Genomic DNA, 21261 nt, shown 5'->3' on the forward strand with positions numbered 1-21261 from the left:
TCGGCCGGGCGCTTGCGCTCACGAAGAAAGGTCAATTCAGCTAAGGTTCGCATTGCAGTCAACACGTTGGGCATCTGTTGTCTTGGATATGATTCTGGCCGATAAGCAGGAGTAGGAGCAAGTGCCACAGGTCACCGGAGAGTGTGTGAAACTGGCCTGGGGGGACTGCATCTAGAGCCTGTAATGAACTTGATAGGAAGGCGCGTTTCAGGAGGAGGCAGGCCAAGGCAAGGAAATACATGCCTGCCTGCGACGTTGTCCAGCAGACGTTCGAAGCCTCGGACGAGTCGGCGGTAGCGAGTTGCCCAGCCAACTGTTCGTTCGACCACCCAGCTCCTGGGCAGCAGCATTTTTTAGCCGTCGATAGTTTTACGGCTTCTAATGGAATGCCTTGCTGGTTGGCTGCTTCCGCGGCGTTTAGCACGGTGTAGCCTGGATCCACCGAAGCCAACTCGACGTTGTCGCCGGTCACCTGCTGCACCTGTTTGGCAAGGATGCCGACCTGAGCACGGTCTTGTCCCTCGGCGGAGGTGACGTGAAGCGCTAGTAAATGCTCCAACGTATCGACGCGATGCCCACCTTGCTGCCTTTTCGACGCGTCGCGCCGTCATAGCCGCTGCGGGCTCCGCTCTCCGGCGTTGCTTCTCAGGTGCGGCTCTCCATGATCGCAGCAGTGGCTTGGGCTTTTCGTCCTTCTCGCCGCCGTAATACTTCCCGGAAATCATGCACCATCGCCTCGAAGACCGAATCCACCGCTGTGTCTGTTGGTACACCACCACCCAAGGTGGCAGATCCTGCGGAATCAATCGCCATGGCGTCCCACACCTCACCAGGCAACACATCCGTTGAACACCTCTCGCAACGGATAGCGACACTGTGGTGCCTCTTCTTCCATCAATGTCAGCTACGGTGCTGCAAATGCCCATTTTTCATCGCTGACATCGGCCGGATATCCTTTTCTCGTGCCTGGGGAGGCCATCCCTTCTGCCTCTCAAAAGTGAACTACACGCTCTAGACGATGTGAGAGATTGAGGACTCAGGAGGCTAGAGCTACAAATCCGAACAGACCAGCGAGAACCGCCAGCATCGCTTTCCACTTTGAGTGCACCGCTGACTATTGTATGCACTAAGGAGATGAGGAGTGGTTCGCCCCTCCAGCGAACCACTCCTCATCTCCTCATCGCGCTATGCAATCGTCCGGAAGCGGGAACGCAATAGAGACACCAGCAGAACTCCAGAACTCAAAAGCACAGTAGTAGAGGGTTCAGGAACCGACGGAGTGCCGTAGAAACTTCCTTCGTCCAACGACGTGCCGTACTGGAAACGTATATTCGAGATGGTAGAAGTGGCCAGATCAAAACCAACCGGAAGAGCAAAGGTCACAAGCAGTGAATTATTGATCAGAGTGGCTCCATTGACCGTCGGATTGGAACCAGCCGCCAGCCCGTTGGCCAGCCCATAGTTGAACTGCTGCCCTCCTGGCGTGGAAAAGATCCCCAGACCCGCGGTGGACAATCCAAACTGCTGATTCACCTGATTGACACCCGACCCGCCGGGGTTCAATCCGGCGGCAGTCGCTTTGAACTGCCATTCCCCATTCGACTTTACATCCACCGGCGGCGGACAGGTGGATCCCGTCAGACAGGAACCAGGCGCGGTCACTGCACTCTGATAGATGAATGCTGGATTGAGGGTCGCCCCGCTGAAGAGACTCGGTTGGATATCAAAGAATACAGCGATCAGAATGTCAGAGGGAACTTTCACTGGATTGTTATTTGTCAGGGTGACCAGCAGTTGCGAAGCAACTTGCTCAAATGTCAGGGAAGCGGACAATGGCAATCCTGAGGAAGAACCTGTCCCCGTACCAGTGAATGTAATGGTTGTTGCTTGGGAGAGAGAACTCGCAAGAAGGACGAGGCCGAAATGGGCGAGAAATTTCGACATGAATACACCTGCACGCAGAATTCCGGGAACCATTCCCGTTGAGATCACAGTGCCACGGAAGATGTGCTTTTCAGCAACTAATAGAAAGCCTTTGTACTAGAGCCAATCGGTTAGTACTTCTCGCCAGCACCGAAAGGGGCAACCTCCTGTCCAGCGGCTCTCTCCGCCACACTCTCGATACGATAAACTCTACGTTTATGCCGGAAACACCTCGTCGCGACTTTCTCAAGGCGGCCGTCATCGCGGCCCCCGCCATCATCAGAGCCCAAACAGTAACGAATGCAATCAAGGTCGGTCTTGTCGGAGCCGGCGGTCGCGGCACCGGTGCCGCCTCCCAGGCGCTTAAGGCGGACGACTACGCCGAATTGGCAGCCGTCGGTGACGTCTCGATCGACCAGATCAACGGGTCGCTCGAACGCGTCAAGAAGATCAACGGCGAGAAGGTCAAAGTCGTAGACGGGAAAAAGTACATCGGTTTTGATGCCTACCAGCACGTCATCGATTCCGACATCGACGTGGTGCTTCTGGCAACGCCTCCCGGCTTCCGGCCCGGTCATCTCCGTTACGCCGTCGAGAAGAAAAAGCACATCTTCACCGAGAAGCCGATGGCGGTCGATCCCACGGGCGTCCGTAGCGTCATCGAAAGCGTCCGCATGGCCAAGGAGAACAACAAGTCGCTCGTCGATGGCTTCATGTGGCGCTATTCGAACTACATCAACGCCACCTTCGAGCAACTCCACTCCGGCATCATCGGCGACATCGTGAGTTACTACGCCACCTATTACACAGGCCCCGTCAAACCCATGCCCGCCGCCGCCACCCGTCCAGCAGGAATGAGCGACGTCGAGTGGCAGACCAAGAACTGGTACAACTTCGTTTGGACCAGCGGCGACGGCTACGTCGAACAAGCTGTTCACTCTGTGGACAAGGTCGCCTGGGCCTTCAAGGACCAGCCGCCTGTCTCCTGCGTCGCCCATGGCGGACGCCAGATTCCGCAGGACGGTGGAAACATCTTCGATCACATCGAAGTGAACTACCTCTATCCCAACGGCGCCCGCGCCTTTGTCGCCCATCGCCAGATCCCCGGCATCTACAACGAGAACGCCGACTACATCCTCGGCACCAAGGGCAAGATCACCATCGGCCGCAGCCCCTTCCCGAAGGTGGAAGACCACCAGGGCAATATCCTCTGGAAGTTCGACGGCCAGAAGAACGACGGTTACCAGTACGAGCATGATCTGCTCTTTGCGTCCATCCGCAAGGGCCAGCCGATCAACAAGGGCGACCGGATGATCTCCTCGACGCTGCTCGCCATCATGGGCCGCACCGCTGCCTATACGGGCGCTGAACTCACCTGGGAGCAGATCCAGAATTCCAAGCTCTCCACCTTCCCGGAGCCCTTTGACCCCAAGGGTAGCTTGCCCGATTCCGCTCCCCCCAAGCCCGGCATTACGAAGTTTGTATGATCGCTCTGCCCTTACTTGCACTCTTAGCTGTCGACTTCAAAACTGACGTCAAACCCATCCTGGATCAGAAATGCGCGGCCTGTCACGACCGCGCATTCTTCCTCCGGCAAAAAGCAAAGATCGTCGAAGTCATCCATCTTCCGCTCACCGAGAAGCGCGTCATGCCGCCCCCTGACGAGACGCCGTTGAACGCCAAAGAAAAAGCGACCCTCGCCGCCTGGGTGGCCGAAGGTCTCGATTATCCCGATACCGTCAAGCCGCTGCAGGATGATTTCGCGCTCACCAAAACGCTTCACTCGCAGATCGTCAAGCGCGACACCATCAAGACACAAGCGGCGATGAAGCCGTACAAGAACATCATCCCCGGCACCGAAGTCCCATACGAGATGCTGCCCATCCCCGGTGGCAAGTTCCTCATGGGCACTCCGGAATCAGAACCCGGCCACAAGCCCGACGAATCCCCACAACACACCGTCGCCGTCGAACCTTTCTGGATGGCCAGCCACGAAGTCACCTGGAACGAATACCGGCTCTTTATGTTCGCGATGCTCGCTGGTGAAACCGCTGGCAACAACATCACGATCGACGCCATCAGCCGTCCCACCAAGCCCTACGTCGAGATGAGTTTCGGGATGGGCATCGAAGGCTACCCGGCCATCTCGATGACCCACCACGCCGCCAACAAATATGCGCAATGGCTGAGCGCCAAGACCGGCCACTTCTATCGTCTGCCGACTGAGGCGGAGTGGGAATACGCCTGCCGCGCGAATGCTCCCGCGCCGACGCCGCTAGGCGACTACGCGGTCTACAAGGCAAACTCCGGCGAGAAATACGCTAAGGTCGGCACCAAGAAGCCGAATGCCTGGGGCCTCTACGACATGCTCGGCAACGTCATGGAATGGACCGTCGATCAGTACGACCCCAAGGCCTACGAACATCCGCAAACCTGGTATCCGTCCAAGACTTCCTATCCGCACACCGCACGCGGCGGTGGCTGGGATAGCACTCCCGATGGCGTCCGCTGCGGAGCCCGTGTCCCCTCCAACGAAAGCTGGAAGATGCAGGATCCCAACCTCCCCAAGTCCATCTGGTATCACACCGATGCCACCTGGCTGGGCTTCCGTCTGGTGCGTCCGCTGAAGATCCCTTCGGCCGAAGAGATGCACAAGTTCTGGAACAATGGAGTGGCAGAAGATTAGTACGGCGTTCCCTTCGATGGGGACGCTCGTACGAATCACCCTCCACACCCGAAACGAAGCCAAAGGAAACGAAGCGTTGTTGGCCGCCCAGCAACGCTTCCAACATCTCGATCAACTCCTCAGCGACTATAAACCCGACAGTGAACTGAACATTGTCTGTCGCACTGCCTACCGCAAAGCTATCCCCGTCAGCCACGAACTCTTTACCGTTCTCAGCTTCTCGCAACGCCTCTCGCTGCTTTCAGGAGGGGCTTTTGACGTCAGCATCGGCGCACGCACGCGAGGCCGCAGCGGGACCGTCGGCTACCAATACATCGCGCTCGGCAATCGTAGCGTCACGCTGTTAAAGCCCGATATGCAGCTGGACCTGGGCGCCATCGCCAAAGGCTATGCCGCCGATGAAGTTTCGCAATTGCTGACCAAGGTAGGACAACCCCGGCACCTCATTGCCGCTTCTGGCGATCTCCGGATGGATCAGCCCCCTCCCGGCACTCCGGGCTGGACCGTCGGCATCGGAAACTCGAATCAGACCCGCATTCTGAAGCAGGCCGCCGTGTCCACCGCGGGCAACACCTTCCAGCCAGGGCACATCCTCGATCCGCGTACGCTCACCCCAATCACTACACGCGAGACTATCACCGTGATTGCCCGGCAAGGCATCGTCGCCGACGCGCTCGACACCACCTGTCTCATCCTGCGCCCAGCGGAACGCCAGGCACTGCTCGCACACTTTCCCGGGACAGAGCTTATTGCGCTTGCGGGCTAGATTCGGCATAGCGAATCTGCTTCAGCGTAATTGACTTCGACTCACCTTCACCAATCTTTACACTCACCGAGCGGTCCACGAACTTTTTCAGGAAATCCGGATCCGAGGCCGTCGTGGTATCCACCTCTTCAAAGGCGAACACCTTGTAGTCGCCCGGAGGCAGGTTTGCGTAAGAAAACTTACCGGAACTGTCTGCCTGCGCCATCGAGGTCTGCCCGCCGGTCATGTTCAGGAGCGACAGCTCGCCATCAGCCCCAACCCGGGCCACCAGCGCGCTGCCCGGAGCATCGTCCGTCTTTTGTTTCTCCACGATCCCATCGAGTTTGGCAACCTTTGTCGACAGGATGATATCGACGTTCCCACCGCCGCCATTTGAGAGATCCAGTCCCGTATCCTTCACATCCTCGCCACCGACATTGATCGCCTTGACATAAGCGGCGGTACCGGGCGAAACCACGACGCGATACTTTTCCGGCGACACGTCCGCCACGCTGAAGGTGCCATCATCACCGACGCTGATCGGCGGAATGAAACCCAGGCCCCCCATATCGGCAGCTTGGATCTGCACCCGAACGCTCTTCAGATTCACCGCGCTCTGGTCGCCCTCCACCGTGATCTTGCCCTGCATGGTGATCAACGCCATCGGAGAAATCACAATTCCATCCACATTGTTATTGCCGACGCTGATCTTTGCGGAGCCGATCACACGCGGACGGCCCTGTCCAAAGTCGGAAACGACCAATTTGTAAGCCCCCGGAGTGACGCTGGCGAGTTCAAAAGATCCGTCGTTGCGCACAGAGCCACGCCCCATGCCGGGGCCAAAGCCGGGTCCCATCATGTCGCTGGAACCGCCCTCAGGCCGCAGTTGGATGTTCATACCCGGCCGGCCACCGCCGCCCCCCGGACCACCGCGCCCTCCACCGCCAGCCTGTTGCGGAGCCGCAGGAGCCTGCACGCCCGCCACCCGGCCCCGTACCCGGTAGACACGCACCTTGCGCAGCGTCATCTGGATACCGCTAAATTCCTGGCCTGCCGCGACATCGACTTTCTGCGCCTGATCCATCGATTCGACACCCGGATAGAACAACTTCGGATATCCGAATTCCTCGGCCGCCTGTTGCAGCGGAGCCCCACCCATACGCATGTTCTGGATCTGGACGTAGTAGCGGCCTGGGGCGACATTCGTCACCCGGAATTCCCCTTTGTCGTTCGTCTGGTTTCCGCCTGTCCCCATCATGCGGCGCTGGTTTGCGAAGTATTGTGGCCGGATCAGTTGGACAGAAACGCCCTCCATCGGCTCGCCATCTTCGTCGAGAATCCTGCCGCTCACAACGCCCTGCGGCGTGATGCGCACGATCACATCGGGGATTTCGGCGCCGCTGTTTCCAACCACCAGTTGAGACCCGATGGCCCCACCGCCACGGCCGCCAAAATTTGTCCGGATGAAACCCGTCTTTTCCCCGGAAAGCCGATAGGTGCCCGCATTGACGCTCTCAAACACGAACGCGCCTGCATTATCGGTGCTCGCGCTGATCGCGCGCGCCGAAGCGGCACTCGAAAGGGTCTGCGCGCCGCCCTGTGCACCCGCCGGCTGCAGCGTCACCGTCGCCTTGCGCACCGGTTCCCCGGTGATCGCATTCAACACCTTGCCCGTAATGCGCCCTAACTTCACGTTCGGGTCCGCCTGCGTTCCTGCTGGGGGGGATGTCGTCTGTGCCTGCTGTTGAGCGAACAACGCAAACCCCAGAGTAAGAATTCCAATCAGGCGCATTCCAGGCCTCCTTCAACTTGTTACACTACGCGCAAAACGGGCAGTCCGCTGCGCTTTAAGACGTGATCGACACCGTCTGGGTTTAATCGGGTTGCATCATATTCGACGGTCATCCCGCTCGCATCCGGACGCAACCTAATCCCCATCACTCCATAGACGCTCTTCAACTCGGAAAGTCTCTCGTAGTCCGCATCGCTCAATGGTTTCGATAGATCGTACTGCAGTTCCACTCTAGTCATTACTTAATTTTCGCTCTTTAATTTCCACAAGATCTGACGAACCATGCCCAGCCACATTACGGCATCCCGCTCGCGCAACTGCATCCGGCGGGACAAGCGGCGCAGCTTCTCTTTGATATTTTCGGCGTGAACGTATCCAGAGAGTTGTAAAGCTTCGTAAAGCCGATCTACAAATTCATCCAGCATCCCGGCACTCGCCAGTTTTTCGTCGAAAGTCACCGGCTCCACCACCGGAGCTTCCCGAATGATCTCGTACAGGGTCACCGCAACCGCCTGACCGAGGTTCATACTCCCGGTATCGGCGAGAGTCGGAATCCGCACCAGCCAGTGGCAATGGCCCATGTCTTCATTGGAGAGGCCGAACTTCTCGCTCCCGAACAATACCGCTACTTTCCCCTCGTGTTGCTTCATCGCAGCAACGGCATGTTCCAGACGCTTGATCTCGAGCTTGACGTCACGGCGCAACGCGCTCGTTGTCCCCACCACCAAGGTGGCATCGGCAACGGCATCGGCAACCGTGGAGAAATCCCGCGAATCGCGCAACACATCTTCGGCATGGGGGCCGCCGCGCGCTTCTTCTGCGGCCACCCGGTAGGCTTCCACCAACCGCAAATCCCCGAAACCCAGATTCGCCATCGCCCGCCCGGCCGCTCCGATATTCACCGGATTCCGCGGGCTCACCAATACGACACTTACAGCTTCCACAACAGATACCCCATTCCTGCCAGAAATGCAGCGCCCGCCTTCCACTCTTCATTCCGCCAGTAGACGGCACTTTCAAAGCGCAATGCGCTCCGCTGCGACGGCAGCTTTGGCCACAACAACGGGACACGCTCGGCATAGGCCCGATAGCCCGCAAACAGCTTGATCAGGTGCTGTTCTTCCTGCTCGATCACCGGCAGATAGACCAACCCGAAGACAGCGACAGTCACGCCGAACACCACCCAGCTTCGCGCCGCAATCGCCAATCCCAGCGCCGTGAGCAGCGTCCCCAGATAGAGCGGATTGCGCGTCCAGGCATAGGGTCCGCCATCGGCCAGATCCTGATTCTTCTTCAGATGCCCCGCGGCCCAGGCGCGCAGAGCCAAACCCGACACAGAAACGCCGCCTCCCACCAGTAAGCTCTCGCGCGACGGCGCGGCGAGCAGGCCAAAACAGACTGCGAGCAAAAAGCCGCTCGGCACCCGCATCCGCATCACGAAGTCCGCGTAAGGCTTCGGGAACCAGTGCTTTCTCAACGCAACACCTCCACCAACGCCTGCCACACGCTGTCTACGTCCAACTGCTTCATACTCTCCGCAATCTCGCTGCCGCGCCGGTAAGTGGTCTCCGCATCCGCAACTCGCAGCACACGGATCGTGCCGCCGTAAGGTCCATTCCGGGCGGGATCCGTCGGGCCAAACAAAGCCACGCCCGGCTTCCGCAAAAGTGCGGCCAGATGCATGGGGCCGCTATCAAGCCCCAGAACGGCGCGAGCCCGGCGCGTAGCATCCATCAAGCCTTCGATGCCGCTTTCATGCCGCACCAGGAACTCACTGGCAGGTAACACTGTGCCCGGCATCACATTCAGCACCAGTTTCATGCGGAAGGTCTCGTGCAGCCGTTCCGCAATTTCGGCATAACGCGCCGCTGGCCACTGTTTCGAGTTCCAGCCGGCAAAGGGTGCGGCCAAGAGAAAATCCCCGTCAGGCAAATTGCCCTCCGCGTGTCCTGGCGGGACGTTGACCTGCGGCGCCTGGAGGCCACCGGCCAGTTCCAGATTCCGTTCCACGATATGCAGCCGCGTTGCTTCGATGCATTCTGAATAAAATACACCGGCTTCCCGCTCCCGCATTCCGGAAGCAAAGCCAAGACGCCGATCGGCCCCGCTGACCCAGGCCGTAATCGCGCTCTTCCAAAGCCCCTGGAAATCAATCGCCACATCCGGCTTCCAGCGCCGCAGCCACTTGGTTGCAATCAGAATGCTCGAGCCCTTGCGGCGGTCCATTGGCAAGATATGGTCCACCATCTCAGACCCGGCAAGCAGCGGAGCCCAGCGCGGTTCGATCACCCAGGTGATTTCGGCGTCTCGATGCGCTTCCCGCAGATGCTGTACAGCGGGCATAGTGTGCAGCACATCGCCCATCGCACCCAGCCGCACCACCAGAATCTTTGGCAAGGTCTATTGCATCCTGCTCTTGGCGAGCACCACGGATTCCAGTTCTCCGCGCCAAGTCTCTTCTTCACGGCGCAGATCTTCCGCCACAGCCAGGTCCGCGTCGATCGTGACGTAACGCACAACAGCCAGGCTCGCTGCCAATTCCGCCCGGGCTTGTGTGGCCAGATAGCTCTCCTGCTTCTCGCTCAACACAGCGAGCAAGGGGCGGCCATAGGCATTCAGTTTGCGGGCCAGGCCGGCAGAGAGCGGGTCACAATCGATTCTCACCGCCAACAGATTCTCGTCCTGAAGCCGGAGAATCGCATCTGCCCGCGCAATGATCTTTGTTCGGGTATCCAATCTTCTATTTCAGCAGCGAAATGGCCGTCAGCGCTACCCTCTCGGCGGAAATCCGCGTCATGCAGCGGTGATCAATCGGACATTCCCGTAGCTTGCACGGCGAACAGGACACCGCTTCGCGGACAATCACCGCGCGTTCCCCCACCGGTCCAGTGCCAATCGGATCGGTGCTGCCAAATACAGTGACGCTCGGAGTGCCAACCGCATAGGCGACATGCATCGCCCCGCTGTCATTGGTCAACATCAGTTCGCAGCCCGCACACAGTTCGATGAACTCTCGCAGACCGGTGCGGCCCGCGTAGTTCACAACTGCAATGCCACGAGCCGTCAATTCGCGCTCCACTACTCCGACGATGTCTTGCTCGTTCGCACTCCCAAAGAGCGCCACACTCGCACCGCGTTCCAACGCCACCAGTGCAGCCGCCTCGGCAAAACGCTCCGGAAACCAGCGTTTGGCGGTGCCGAATGCCGCCCCGGGGCTCACCCCGATCACCCGCTTTCCAAATTCTTTGGGCTTCACACCCCGCAAGCGAATCGGCGCCTCCGCGTCATAGCCCGGAATCCAGCCGGAGCGCCGTAGCAACTCCAGATAATAAAAGCGCTCGTGGCCAATCACAGGAAGCTCGATCGCATCCGTCAAGAGCCAACCCCGGCCGTCGCGATCATAACCCACTCGCTGCGGCACCCCCGCTGCATAGGCAAAGGCCGCCGCTTCAAACGCATTCTGCATCAGAATCGCGACATCAAAGTGTCCGCGTAGCGCCAAAGCCAGACGCCGTTTCCCCTTGAGATTCTTGAGCCCGCGCTCCGTGGGATAGGCAATTACCTCATCGCAGAAGCTTTCACCGCCGTAAAGATCCCGCAGCCAGGGCAGCCCCAGAACCGTAATTTTTGCCGATGGGTGCGCCGCCCGCAGCGCTTCCATCGCAGGCAGACACATGATGGCATCCCCCAGCCAATTGGTGGCCCGCACAAGAATCCGCATAGAATCTATCTCAGCATGATCACCGGCGAACAGTTGCAGGCTCTCGACCGCGACGGCTTCCTCGTCCTCCCAGAACTCCTCGAAAAGGCCCAACTGGAGGCGCTTCGTTCTCGCATCGAAGAGCTCTTCCAATTGGAAGGCGAACACGCCGGTTCGGAGTTTAAAAAGGAGGCGGGTGCGCGCCGCCTGGCCAATTGTGTCAACAAAGGCAACGTGTTCGAAGAGGCGGTCCAGATTCCAGAGGTGCTCACCGCGAATGCACACATCATGGGCCCCAATTTCAAACTCTCCAGCCTCAACGTCCGCAGTACAGACCCCAACTCGGCAGCCGACCAGCCCTTGCATGTCGACATGAACGCGATCGCAGACGAGCACGGATATTGGGTCGCCAATACGATCTTCATGCTCGACGATTTCACGCCCGACAACGGGGCCACCCGCATCGTCCCGGGTTCCCATCGTTGGAAGCAACGGCCGCAGGAGCAGATGACAGACCCCTTTGCCGCCCATCCCGAGCAGATCCTGGTTACGGGCAAAGCCGGCACACTCGTCATCTGCAACGCCCACACCTGGCATGGCGGCACCGCGAATCGCACCGCCAAGCCCCGCCGGGCGATGCACTCTTTCTATTGCCGTGCTGACAAGCCACAACAGCAATTTCAGAAACGGCTCATCGATGCGGCGACCCAGGCTCATTTCTCACCGGAACTGCGAAAGCTCCTCGCCCTCGACGACCCGGAGAATGATCGTCTTTCAGAAATAGTTGCAGTAACCTCCGGCTTTCTGAAGTAACATCATTCCAGCAAAGGTGGAGTCGAGATGAGCTGGAATCTCATTAAATCCATTCAGAAAGATACAGACCTGCGGCTCATCATGCCGTTTGGATTGAATCTGCGGCTGGGCGACATCATCAGCGTCAATCGAAAGAGCGGGGACTTCACGCTTGAAGGAAGTTCTGCTTCCATCCTCGAGATTCCGGTCGCGGGAGTGCGGCAGGCACAGACCGCCGGCGTGGACCTGTTCCAGCAATCCGGCAACGACGTCTCGATGAAGTTCCGCGGCAAGGGCGCTGCCTCCTCGTTCTTCCCCGATCTGGCCCAGGCCAACGCCGGTTTCGACATCTCATTTCAGTCCGCAAACTCCTGGCTGCTCGCGCTGGTCAACCGCAAGATCACCGTCCTTGAAGAGCTAGACCGCTTCCGGCAGGCGATTCTCACGGCTTATCATTGGGGCGTCTGGAAGCCCGACTGGGTGCTGGTCCATTCGCTGGCCACCGTCGACCGCATGACACTGATCGCCTCCAGTTCCGGCGGCACCAACGTTGCGCTTTCCATCAGCGGCAATGTGGATGTGGCCGCCCCGGCCGAACTCAAGCTCACCGCCGGAGTCTCCATCGCCGCGACCAACAAAGCACTCATCCAATCGATTGTTGCGGACCCATCGAGTGCCTTTTGTTCCGGATTACGGGTACGGGACCATTGGTGGTCTCATCCGGAGGTGGATGCAACAGGCGCCCTGGGATACAAAGGTCCCATCAAGCCGATCGCGGCTGCTTCGGCAGAAGAGTTCTGGGAAGACGCAGATGCCCTCTCTTAGTATTTTTTGCTAAGTTCAAGTTATGTCACAGGCTGAACGCGCCAAGGTGATCGAAGCGCTCATCATATGGGCAAAATCCGCTCCAGAGGAGCCTGTCATCGGCTTCATCGGGGGAGGAGCGATACTCACACCGCGCGAGATTGTCCGGGCCGTCCAGCAGGAAACAGAGGATGGCCAGGCAATTCTAGAGATTCTGGAGCATGGCATTCGCCGCGAAGGAATCGACATGGTCCTGAATCGTTTCCACGGTCTGCCCGCAGAGGCCTGACATGTCCCATTTTTCCTTGATTCGACCGGAGGATGATGTCGCTGCCCAGCAAGCCTCCAGTTGGGCCGACGCAGTTGCCGCCGACTGGATCGCTGCCGGCCACCAGAAAAGTGCCGATATCAACCAGTTCAGCCCTCCGAACCACTCCCAAATCGTATCCGCACTGGCAAGTTCCGTCACCTTGCTCTGTTACTTTGGACACGGCGACGAGCGCTCCTGGCGAACCAACGCAGCCACCACCGTAACAGCACCCGATTTTGTCCCGGCGCAGGCGAAGGCGGTCGTCTCAATTGCCTGTAAAACTGGATGCATTCTCGGCCCAGGGGCGGTGACCTTTGGAGTGGCAGCCTGGCTGGGATTCACCATCAGCGTGGCGGTCCTCAGCCCTCATAAAGGGATCGACCCGATTGGCGATGCCATCGTTGCCGGACTCTCCGGTCTCCGTTTGGGCCAGACAATGCAACAATGCCGCGACGAGTTGTACGCCCAGCTGGATTCGGTCGTTACCGACTATGACACCGGAAGATACAGCAGCCACCCGAACGCCGCCCTCAAATACTTTGCCGCGCTCGCCATGCGCGACCACATCGTGCTGCACGGCACCACACACTTCGCCCCGCTTTAGCTGCGCGGCCCCAGCAAAATCAGTCCGGCACCCAACAGGCACACCAGTACGCCGCTCAGGTCCCAGCGATCGGGACGAACGCCCTCCACACCCCACATCCACAACAGCGAGCTCAAAATATAAATCCCGCCATAAGCGGCGAAGGCCCGTCCCGCACTTGCCGCCTCCACGCGCGTCAACGCGAGTGCAAATACGGCCAACGCTGCCAGGCCAGGCAACACCCACCCGGCGCTCTTCCCTTCCCGCTGCCACACCCAGAACGCAAAACACCCGCCGATCTCGCAAAGTGCCGCTAACAAATACCAAGCAAAGTTCGCCAAAAGAAATCCTTCCCTGCCTCCAAAGTATGACGCGCGGCTCGCGGTTGAAACGTCCAGCCGCTCCGCACTTTCTCCCATACAAATGGCAAAACTCACCACAGAACAACGCAAACACATTCCGGAAAAGCAATTCGCATTTCCGGAAGCAGAAAAAGAACCGCTGGAAAACGCAGCGCATGTTCGCAACGCAGTGGCCCGTTTCAATCAGGTGAAAGGAGTGAGCGATGCGGAACGTGACGCTGCCTGGCGCCGCATCGAAGCCGCAGCCAAGAAGTTTGGTGTCACCCTGCAAGAAAAGTCCTGGAAAGATCTGCCAGCGGTCAAAAAGTAAAAGCGGTCCTAACCATTCGTTCAGCCACCCCCTCCCCGATTCTCCAGTCAAGCAATCGGCCCCCACTGCTAAACTGAAATAGAAATAGATACTTATGGTCGATGCCGTTCTCGCAAAGATCTTCGGCACCAAGCATGAGCGTGAAGTCAAGCGCATCAAGCCCAAGGTCGAAGCGATCAACAATCTCGAACCCGCGATGCAGAAACTTTCTGACGCGGAGCTCGCAGCAAAAACTACCGAATTCAAGCAACGCTTGGCGAACGGCGAAACCCTCGACGATCTACTCGTAGAAGCGTTTGCGGTCTGTCGTGAGGCAGGGCGGCGCGTGCTGAACATGCGTCATTTTGACGTGCAATTGATTGGCGGCGCGGTGCTTCACCAAGGGAAAATCGCGGAAATGCGCACCGGTGAAGGCAAAACCCTCGTCGCCACGCTGCCCTGCTACCTGAATGCCCTCGAAGGCAAAGGCGTCCACGTCATCACGGTCAACGATTACCTGGCCAAACGTGACTCGGAATGGATGGGCCGCATTCATACCTTCCTCGGCCTGACCATCGGTTGCATCACGCACGACATCACCGAAGAAGAGCGCCGCAACGCCTATGCTTGCGACATCACCTACGGCACCAATAACGAATTTGGCTTCGATTATCTGCGCGACAACATGAAGTTCCGCATCGAATCCTGCGTCCAGCGCGAACATAATTTCGCGATTGTGGACGAAGTCGACTCGATCCTGATCGACGAATCGCGTACGCCGCTCATCATCTCCGGCCCGAGCGAAGAATCCACCGACAAGTACTACCGCATCAACACGATCATCCCCAAGCTAGTGCGCGGCGAAGTGATCGAAGGCCGTGAGGCAGGCGAAAAGTTCTACACCGGTGACTACACAGTCGATGAAAAGCAGCGCAACGTCGCCCTCACCGAAGAAGGCGTGCATAAGGTCGAACGCCTGCTGAACTGCGGCAACCTCTACGACATCGAGAACATGGAACTGAACCACCATGTCCAGCAAGGCCTGCGCGCCGCGGTGCTGTACCAGCGCGATCGCGAATACGTTGTGCAGAATGGCGAAGTCGTCATTGTCGACGAGTTCACCGGCCGTCTGATGCCCGGACGCCGCTGGTCCGATGGCCTGCACCAGGCCGTCGAGGCGAAGGAAGGCGTCAAGATCGAACGCGAGAATCAGACCCTCGCCACCATCACCTTCCAGAACTACTTCCGCATGTACAAGAAGCTGGCCGGTATGACCGGTACAGCCGACACGGAAGCCGCCGAATTCGGCAAGACCTATAAGCTCGACGTTGTCCAGATTCCGACCAACCAGTCAATGATCCGCAAGGATCTGAACGACATCGTCTATCGCACCGAAGAAGAGAAATACCGCAATGCCGCCGTTGAGATCAAGGCACTGCACGAGAAGGGCCAGCCCGTTCTCGTCGGCACGATCAGCGTCGAGAAGTCCGAAAAACTCTCTGCCGCCCTGCGCCGCGCCGGTGTCCGGCACGAAGTGCTGAACGCGAAGAATCACGAGCGCGAAGCCCACATCATCGCCCAGGCAGGCCGCAAGGGCGCCGTCACCGTCTCCACCAACATGGCCGGCCGCGGTACGGACATTCTGCTCGGTGGCAATGCTGAGTTCCTCGCCAAAGACCAGATGCACCGCGCCGGCAAAGATCCGGAAGGCGTGCACGCCGAAGAGTTCAAGGCGCTCTACGCGAGCATCAAGAAGGAAACCGACCTCGAGCACGATGAAGTCTCCCGTCTCGGCGGCCTTTTTGTTCTCGGCACCGAGCGTCACGAATCCCGCCGTATCGACAACCAGCTCCGCGGCCGCGCCGGCCGTCAGGGCGACCCTGGTGGCTCCCGCTTCTACCTCTCGCTGCAGGACGACCTGCTGCGTATTTTCGGTGGCGACAAGATCCAGGGCCTGATGCTCCGTCTCGGTATGGAGGAAGACGTACCGATCGAGTCGAGCCTAATCACCCGCCGCATTGAAGCAGCGCAGAAATCAGTCGAAGCAAATCACTTCTCGGCCCGTAAGCACCTGCTCGAATACGACGACGTCATGAACAAGCAGCGCCAGGCCGTCTACGGGTTGCGCCGCGCCATGCTGACCGGCGTCGAGCAGAAGGAACGCATCCGCGAGATGGTCACCAGCATTGCTGGCTCCTTTATCGATGCGCGTCTGCCCGAAGGCGTCCGCAGTGAAGAGTGGGATTTCGCTGGTCTTGAAGCCGACGTGCTCAACCAGTTCGGTCTCAAGATCAATACGGCCTCTTATGAGGATTACGGCCGCGAGGCGATCGAGCAGGAGATCATCGGACAGCTCAACGCCCGTTATGACGAGAAGGAATTGCTGATCGGCTCGGAGGCCATGCGCGAAACCGAGCGCTACATCGTCCTCAACATCATCGACAACCAGTGGAAGGACCATCTTCTCTCGATGGACCACCTGAAGGAGGGCATCTACCTCCGCGGCTACGGCCAGAAGGATCCGCTGATCGAGTACAAGAAGGAAAGCTTCACGCTCTTCCAGGACATGATGGCGCGCATGGAAGATGAGGCAGTGAAATTCCTCTATTCGATGCAAGTAACCGATCAGGACGGGAACATTTTGACCCGTGCGCCCATCCAAATCGATGAGGATGGCGATTTGTACTCGGACGGCGACGACGAAGAGTACGAAGAGGCACCGGTACCCGTGGCAGCCCCCGTGGCTCCGCCCCCGGCCATCGCCGACTTCACGCGCAATATCCAGCGCAAGAAGGAGAAGGAGCTCGAAGCTCTGCAGTACATTGGCGGCGACACTTCTACTTCTTCCAAACCGCAGCCTGTGGTCAAGGGCGCAAAGATCGGCCGCAATGATCTTTGTCCCTGCGGCAGCGGCAAAAAATACAAAAAGTGCCACGGAGCTTAGACCGCGATGGTAGTACCCGCCCTGTTCCTGTTAGCAACGATTCTTCCCCCGTCGATTGACGATTGGAAGCGGACTGCGGCCAGCACGGCGGAAGCGCCCTTACCGGCGGTGGCAAAAGAATTTGGACTCACAGAATCCGAATCGGCCACCTACCAGTCGGGCGCCAAGAAATTCCATTTGGCGGCGTACCGGTTGAAGGATGTCACGGGCGCTGTCGCGCTCGAGCAAAGCCTGCAGGACCCCAAGCGCAAGGTATTCCGCCACCAGAACTATGTGTTTCAGACTCTCGAGGGCACCGCGCCCCGGGGAGCTATTGACGCGTATCTCTACCCGGCTCTCCCCAAGCTCGATCGCTCTGCGGCGCCCAACTTATTGGGCTATCACCCGGCCAAAGGCAGAAAAAGCGGAACAGAACGGCTGATCCTCGGTCCGGAATCCCTGCGCGCCTTTGAGCCCAGAATTCCTGTCGCCGCCGCGGGCTTCGATTTTGCCGGCGAGCTGCAATTGGCGCAATATATGACGCCAGAAGGCCTCGCGACCCTGGCGGTTCTCCGCTATCCGAATCACGCGATCGCCAAACAGCAGTTTCAGGCGCTCCGGCAAGTGGAAGGCGCAACGGCACTGCGGCAGGGGCCTCTGGTCGCCATGGTCCTGCCGAGCGGCAAGCCCCTGAGCGAGAAAACCGCAACGGATCTGGCCAGTACCGTGCAATATAAGGCGGAGGTCATGATGGACAAGGCTCCGGAGAAACCGCAGCCCAATCCCGGCAAGTTCATGATGGGCATCTTCAAGCTCTGCGGGATTCTGCTCGTCGCCTGCTTTGTCTTTGGGATGATCTTCGCGCTGATTCGCGCCTATGGCAGACACTGGTCCGGCCGCGATCACGAGCCGGAAATGACCAGCCTCGGCATCTAAACTGCCGGCGGCTCGCTGCTGATCACTTCTACATCCGCCAGAAAAATCAGCCCTTCTTTGACCAGCTTGCTGATCTCCGGCAGCACCTTGCGAATCTTCTCGTCGGTATCCACGGCGAAAATCACAATCGGCTTCTCATTGGTCACCCCAAACAGCCCCTTGCGATGGATGCGGCCATGGATGCCATAGCCCATCACGCCCTCGCAAACGGTAGCACCGGCTAATCCGCGCTTATGAAGAATCCGGATGATCGCCGCATACAAGGGTTCGCTGTGATGCCAATCCACATCCTCCACCACGATCTGCAGGCACTTCTTCATCTCGATTTTCATTTCGCTTCCTTTCTTCGCTCCACCAGATAGTAGAGGCTGGGCAGCGCAAGCAAGGTCAAAAATAGAGTGGAAGCAAGACCACCCACCACCACCGTCGCCAGTGGCCGCTGCACATCTGAGCCGATCCCCACCGCTCTCGCCGCCGGCACCATCCCCAACAACGCGACCAGAATCAGAATCAAGCGCGGACGCAACTGATACTTCGCGCCCAGAATCACCGCCTCGAGCAGCGGAACATCATCCTCAGTCCGCCGCCGGGAAATCTCTGAGATGTACAACACACCGCTCATCACCGCCACACCAAACAAACTGATGAAGCCGACCGCGGCCGACACACTGAGATTGATCCCGCGCAGATAGAGCAGGAGAATGCCGCCCACCATCGAGAACGGAACATTCAACAGCACCAGAAAAGCACTGGAGGTCGAGTTGAAAGCAAAGAACAAGAGAGCAAAGATGATCGCGATTGTTACCGGGATGATGAAGTACAAGCGCTGCCGCGCCCGATCGAGATTCTCAAACTGCCCACCCCACACCACTTGATAGCCGGGCGGCAAAGGAACCTCACGCAGAAAGCGCTTCTGGGCGTCGATCACAAAACCGCCTTGATCCCGGCCCACGATGTTCGTGCGGACCGCGATGGCTCGCTGATTCTCGCGCCGCAGAATGATACTTGGCCCGTCGACCACTTCAATATTCGCCAGCTGCGCAAGAGGCACCTGCCCTCCATCTGCAGTGCGAATCAACATTTGCCCCAGGCGCGCAGTATCGCTGCGATACTCCGGCGCATAGCGAACCGCCAGATCGAACTTGCGATCATTCTCAAACACCGAGCTCACCGCCACCCCACCCAGCGCCGATTCGATCGTTTTCGCCAGGTCATCCACGTTCAAGCCATAACGCGCCGTCTTGCTGCGGTCAATCTGGATGCGCAAGCCCGGCTGGTCCGCCTCCTGCTCAATCGAACTGTCCGCCGAGCCTGGCACCTTGCGCAACATGTCGAGAGTCTTACCGGCAAGCCCCCGCAACTCTGTGAGGTCACTGCCACGCAGGATCACAGCCAGGTCCGCCGACGAACCCGTCACCGATTCCGTCACCGTATCAATGATCGGTTGGGTGAAGTTCAACTGAATCCCCGGAATCTCTCGATTCAGTTCAGCCCGCAGTTCGGCGACAAGATCCGTCTTTGTCTTTCCCGCGGGCCAGGTATCGTAAGGCTTCAGCGTCAAGAGAAGTTCGTTGCGATTCGGTCCAAATGGATCGGTACCGGAATCATTACGACCCGTCTGCGAGGCTACCAGCAATACCTCCGGATGCTTCCGGATCAGGGCGCGCATATCATTGGCCACGCGTGCTGATTTTGCGAGCGAGGTCCCTGGTGGGAGATTCGCACGCACCCAGATCACACCTTCATCAAGGGTCGGCAGGAACTCGGAACCGAGCCTGGCGCCCATAAAAATCGAGGCGATGATGATCAACACCGAAGAGGCGGCCACCACAACCGGCTGCTTTAACAGGATCCGGAGCAAACCCTCATAGCGCTCCACCAGCCAGTTCAACAGAGGGTTGTCCCAGCCCTTGAAGTCCTTCTGGAACAGATAAGTCGCCAGCACGGGAATCAGCGTCAAGGCGAACAATAACGAACCCAATAAGGCTGCGCACACCGTAAAGGCCATGGGGGTAAACAAACGGCGCTCGACGCGCTCGAGAGTAAACAGCGGCAGATAAGCGGCAATCAGGATGAACAGTGAGAAGAAAATCGGCCGCTCCACTTCGAGCGCCGCTTCGCGGATCACATCGAATGGATGTCCGGGCCGCTCCAGCTTGCCGTTCTTCGACAGGTTCCGGACGATATGCTCCACCATGACGAGCGTCCCGTCCACCACCACGCCAAAGTCCAAGGCGCCCAGGCTCAACAGATTCGCCGGCACGCCGTAGAGGTACATGCAGATAAAAGCGAACAGCAAGGACAAGGGAATCGTCAGCGCCGTCAGAATCGCCGCGCGCGGGCTACCCAAGAAAAACACCAGCACCAGCACCACCACCGTGAATCCTTCGAGAAGTGTCCGCGAAACGGTCTTCAACGTGCTGCTCACCAGATCGGTGCGATCGTAGAGCGGCACAATCTGCACGCCCTTCGGCAACCGCTCGGTGTTCAGTTCTGCAATCGCGACGGCCAGCGACTTCAATACCTCCGAAGGATTTTCTCCACGGCGCAGCAGCACGATTCCTTCAACGCCGCCCTGCTTTTCATTCCAGCCAAAGATCCCCGTCGGCAGGGCACTGCCGATCTTCACCGTGCCAATGTCCTTCACCAGCACCGGCACACCCTTCACTGCCACCAGCACAATGTTTTCAATATCCGGAATTCCCTTAATCCGGCCCACCCCACGAATCACCATGCTCTGCTGATCGCTGTCCAGAATCGCGCCGCCCGCATTGCGATTATTCGCTTGGATCGCGGTCACCACCTGACTGATCGTCAGGCCATACTTCGCCAGCGCCGGAGGCGACACCTCCACCTGAAACTGCTTCACCAATCCACCAAAAGGAGTCACGTCGGCGACGCCAGACACCTGTAGAATCCGTGGCCCCACCACCCAATCCTGCAGTTCGCGAATCTCCAGTTCACTGCGTCCGCTCCCCTCGAGCCGGTAGCGATACATCTCGCCAATCGGAGTCGTCAGGGGTGCGATTTCCGGAGTCACCCCGTCCGGCAGATCCGCGTCCCGTAGCCTTTCGAGCACCACCTGCCGAGCAAAGTAATCATTCGTCTCATAGGTGAACGTCAGCTCGACAATCGACAACCCAAAGATGGTGCGCGAGCGCCGCGCAATCAGGTTCGGAACCGAGTTCATGGCGCGCTCGATCGGAATCGTAATCTGCTGCTCCATCTCCTCGGCAGCCTGGCCCGGATAGGTCGTGATGATCACCACCTGCGTATCGGAGATGTCGGGATACGCCTCCACCTTCAGTTGCCGGAAACAATAGACCCCGAAGGCAATCACGGCAAGCGTCATCACGATCGTGATAAATCGCTGTTGGAGCGCGAATCTGAGAAGTCGACCGATCATATTCTTTCTT

Annotated in this window: 21 protein-coding genes and 1 pseudogene; 10 read left to right on the top strand and 12 right to left on the bottom strand. The window is 58.7% G+C overall.

The window, feature by feature from the left end; genetic code table 11:
- Positions 1 to 131: 131 nt before the first annotated feature.
- Together M017_RS30535 and M017_RS0101675 are read right to left on the bottom strand one after the other, a co-directional pair.
- A pseudogene (locus M017_RS30535) lies at positions 132 to 904 on the bottom strand (IS5 family transposase).
- Between the two features lie 281 nt (positions 905 to 1185).
- On the bottom strand, positions 1186 to 1977 hold the full coding sequence (locus M017_RS0101675) for an XDD4 family exosortase-dependent surface protein (protein ID WP_155121167.1): 792 nt from the start codon (positions 1975 to 1977) through the stop codon (positions 1186 to 1188).
- 164 nt (positions 1978 to 2141) lie between these two features.
- Here M017_RS0101675 and M017_RS0101680 point away from each other — a divergent pair, with 164 nt between their 5' ends.
- Genes M017_RS0101680 through M017_RS0101690 form a run of 3 tightly spaced genes read left to right on the top strand, consistent with a single transcriptional unit; the run spans position 2142 to position 5375 of the window.
- Positions 2142 to 3410 (top strand): Gfo/Idh/MocA family protein, encoded by a 1269-nt coding sequence (locus M017_RS0101680; RefSeq protein WP_031495297.1) that lies wholly within the window; start codon positions 2142 to 2144, stop codon positions 3408 to 3410.
- Complete coding sequence (locus M017_RS0101685; RefSeq protein ID WP_031495299.1) at positions 3407 to 4609, top strand: formylglycine-generating enzyme family protein; 1203 nt, start codon at positions 3407 to 3409, stop codon at positions 4607 to 4609. The genes M017_RS0101680 and M017_RS0101685 overlap by 4 nt, the downstream gene beginning before the upstream one ends.
- A complete protein-coding gene (locus tag M017_RS0101690; protein WP_080507449.1) occupies positions 4590 to 5375 on the top strand; it encodes an FAD:protein FMN transferase in 786 nt (261 codons plus the stop codon). The genes M017_RS0101685 and M017_RS0101690 overlap by 20 nt, the downstream gene beginning before the upstream one ends.
- Here M017_RS0101690 and M017_RS0101695 read toward each other — a convergent pair.
- Genes M017_RS0101695 through M017_RS0101725 form a run of 7 tightly spaced genes read right to left on the bottom strand, consistent with a single transcriptional unit; the run spans position 5356 to position 10867 of the window.
- The gene (locus M017_RS0101695) at positions 5356 to 7146 is read right to left on the bottom strand and encodes a carboxypeptidase regulatory-like domain-containing protein (protein WP_031495301.1); all 1791 of its coding nucleotides are present in this window, start codon (positions 7144 to 7146) and stop codon (positions 5356 to 5358) included. The two genes, M017_RS0101690 and M017_RS0101695, sit on opposite strands and share 20 nt — an antisense overlap.
- Before the next feature lie 20 nt (positions 7147 to 7166).
- Positions 7167 to 7385, bottom strand: coding sequence for a hypothetical protein (locus M017_RS0101700; protein ID WP_031495303.1), 219 nt, complete (start codon positions 7383 to 7385; stop codon positions 7167 to 7169).
- 3 nt (positions 7386 to 7388) lie between these two features.
- On the bottom strand, positions 7389 to 8090 hold the full coding sequence (locus M017_RS0101705; protein ID WP_238325784.1) for an RNA methyltransferase: 702 nt from the start codon (positions 8088 to 8090) through the stop codon (positions 7389 to 7391).
- On the bottom strand, positions 8078 to 8623 hold the full coding sequence (locus tag M017_RS0101710; RefSeq protein ID WP_031495305.1) for a methyltransferase family protein: 546 nt from the start codon (positions 8621 to 8623) through the stop codon (positions 8078 to 8080). Before M017_RS0101710 ends, M017_RS0101705 begins: the two co-directional genes overlap by 13 nt.
- Positions 8620 to 9543 (bottom strand): glycosyltransferase family 9 protein, encoded by a 924-nt coding sequence (locus tag M017_RS0101715; protein ID WP_051669427.1) that lies wholly within the window; start codon positions 9541 to 9543, stop codon positions 8620 to 8622. Before M017_RS0101715 ends, M017_RS0101710 begins: the two co-directional genes overlap by 4 nt.
- 3 nt (positions 9544 to 9546) lie before the next feature.
- The gene (locus tag M017_RS0101720) at positions 9547 to 9882 is read right to left on the bottom strand and encodes a hypothetical protein (protein ID WP_031495308.1); all 336 of its coding nucleotides are present in this window, start codon (positions 9880 to 9882) and stop codon (positions 9547 to 9549) included.
- A gap of 4 nt (positions 9883 to 9886) precedes the next feature.
- Positions 9887 to 10867, bottom strand: coding sequence for a glycosyltransferase family 9 protein (locus M017_RS0101725; RefSeq protein ID WP_031495310.1), 981 nt, complete (start codon positions 10865 to 10867; stop codon positions 9887 to 9889).
- A 15-nt stretch (positions 10868 to 10882) separates the two neighbouring features.
- Here M017_RS0101725 and M017_RS0101730 point away from each other — a divergent pair, with 15 nt between their 5' ends.
- Genes M017_RS0101730 through M017_RS0101745 form a run of 4 tightly spaced genes read left to right on the top strand, consistent with a single transcriptional unit; the run spans position 10883 to position 13356 of the window.
- On the top strand, positions 10883 to 11659 hold the full coding sequence (locus tag M017_RS0101730) for a phytanoyl-CoA dioxygenase family protein (RefSeq protein ID WP_035957593.1): 777 nt from the start codon (positions 10883 to 10885) through the stop codon (positions 11657 to 11659).
- A 27-nt stretch (positions 11660 to 11686) separates the two neighbouring features.
- A complete protein-coding gene (locus tag M017_RS0101735) occupies positions 11687 to 12463 on the top strand; it encodes a hypothetical protein (protein ID WP_031495312.1) in 777 nt (258 codons plus the stop codon).
- A gap of 22 nt (positions 12464 to 12485) precedes the next feature.
- On the top strand, positions 12486 to 12731 hold the full coding sequence (locus M017_RS0101740) for a hypothetical protein (RefSeq protein WP_031495313.1): 246 nt from the start codon (positions 12486 to 12488) through the stop codon (positions 12729 to 12731).
- A gap of 1 nt (position 12732) precedes the next feature.
- Positions 12733 to 13356 (top strand): C25 family cysteine peptidase, encoded by a 624-nt coding sequence (locus M017_RS0101745; RefSeq protein ID WP_031495315.1) that lies wholly within the window; start codon positions 12733 to 12735, stop codon positions 13354 to 13356.
- Here the strand turns inward: M017_RS0101745 and M017_RS0101750 are convergent.
- On the bottom strand, positions 13353 to 13676 hold the full coding sequence (locus M017_RS0101750; protein WP_031495317.1) for a YnfA family protein: 324 nt from the start codon (positions 13674 to 13676) through the stop codon (positions 13353 to 13355). The two genes, M017_RS0101745 and M017_RS0101750, sit on opposite strands and share 4 nt — an antisense overlap.
- Before the next feature lie 82 nt (positions 13677 to 13758).
- On the opposite strand from M017_RS0101750, the gene M017_RS0101755 reads away from it, so the two are divergent.
- The 3 genes from M017_RS0101755 to M017_RS0101765 all read left to right on the top strand — a co-directional run bounded on the left by M017_RS0101755 (position 13759) and on the right by M017_RS0101765 (position 17845).
- Complete coding sequence (locus M017_RS0101755; RefSeq protein ID WP_031495319.1) at positions 13759 to 14007, top strand: DUF6582 domain-containing protein; 249 nt, start codon at positions 13759 to 13761, stop codon at positions 14005 to 14007.
- Positions 14008 to 14101: 94 nt separating this feature from the next.
- The gene (gene secA / locus M017_RS0101760; RefSeq protein WP_031495320.1) at positions 14102 to 16930 is read left to right on the top strand and encodes a preprotein translocase subunit SecA; all 2829 of its coding nucleotides are present in this window, start codon (positions 14102 to 14104) and stop codon (positions 16928 to 16930) included.
- A gap of 6 nt (positions 16931 to 16936) precedes the next feature.
- Positions 16937 to 17845 carry a hypothetical protein gene (locus M017_RS0101765; protein ID WP_031495321.1) on the top strand — a complete coding sequence of 303 codons (909 nt, stop codon included), beginning with the start codon at positions 16937 to 16939 and terminating at the stop codon, positions 17843 to 17845.
- Here M017_RS0101765 and M017_RS0101770 read toward each other — a convergent pair.
- Both M017_RS0101770 and M017_RS0101775 read right to left on the bottom strand, forming a co-directional pair.
- Positions 17842 to 18177: a DUF190 domain-containing protein gene (locus M017_RS0101770; protein WP_035957600.1), complete on the bottom strand. Its 336-nt coding sequence runs from the start codon at positions 18175 to 18177 to the stop codon at positions 17842 to 17844. The two genes, M017_RS0101765 and M017_RS0101770, sit on opposite strands and share 4 nt — an antisense overlap.
- Positions 18174 to 21251: an efflux RND transporter permease subunit gene (locus tag M017_RS0101775; protein WP_031495325.1), complete on the bottom strand. Its 3078-nt coding sequence runs from the start codon at positions 21249 to 21251 to the stop codon at positions 18174 to 18176. Before M017_RS0101775 ends, M017_RS0101770 begins: the two co-directional genes overlap by 4 nt.
- Positions 21252 to 21261 lie beyond the last annotated feature (10 nt).

The organism is Bryobacter aggregatus MPL3 (assembly GCF_000702445.1).
Lineage (GTDB): Bacteria > Acidobacteriota > Terriglobia > Bryobacterales > Bryobacteraceae > Bryobacter > Bryobacter aggregatus.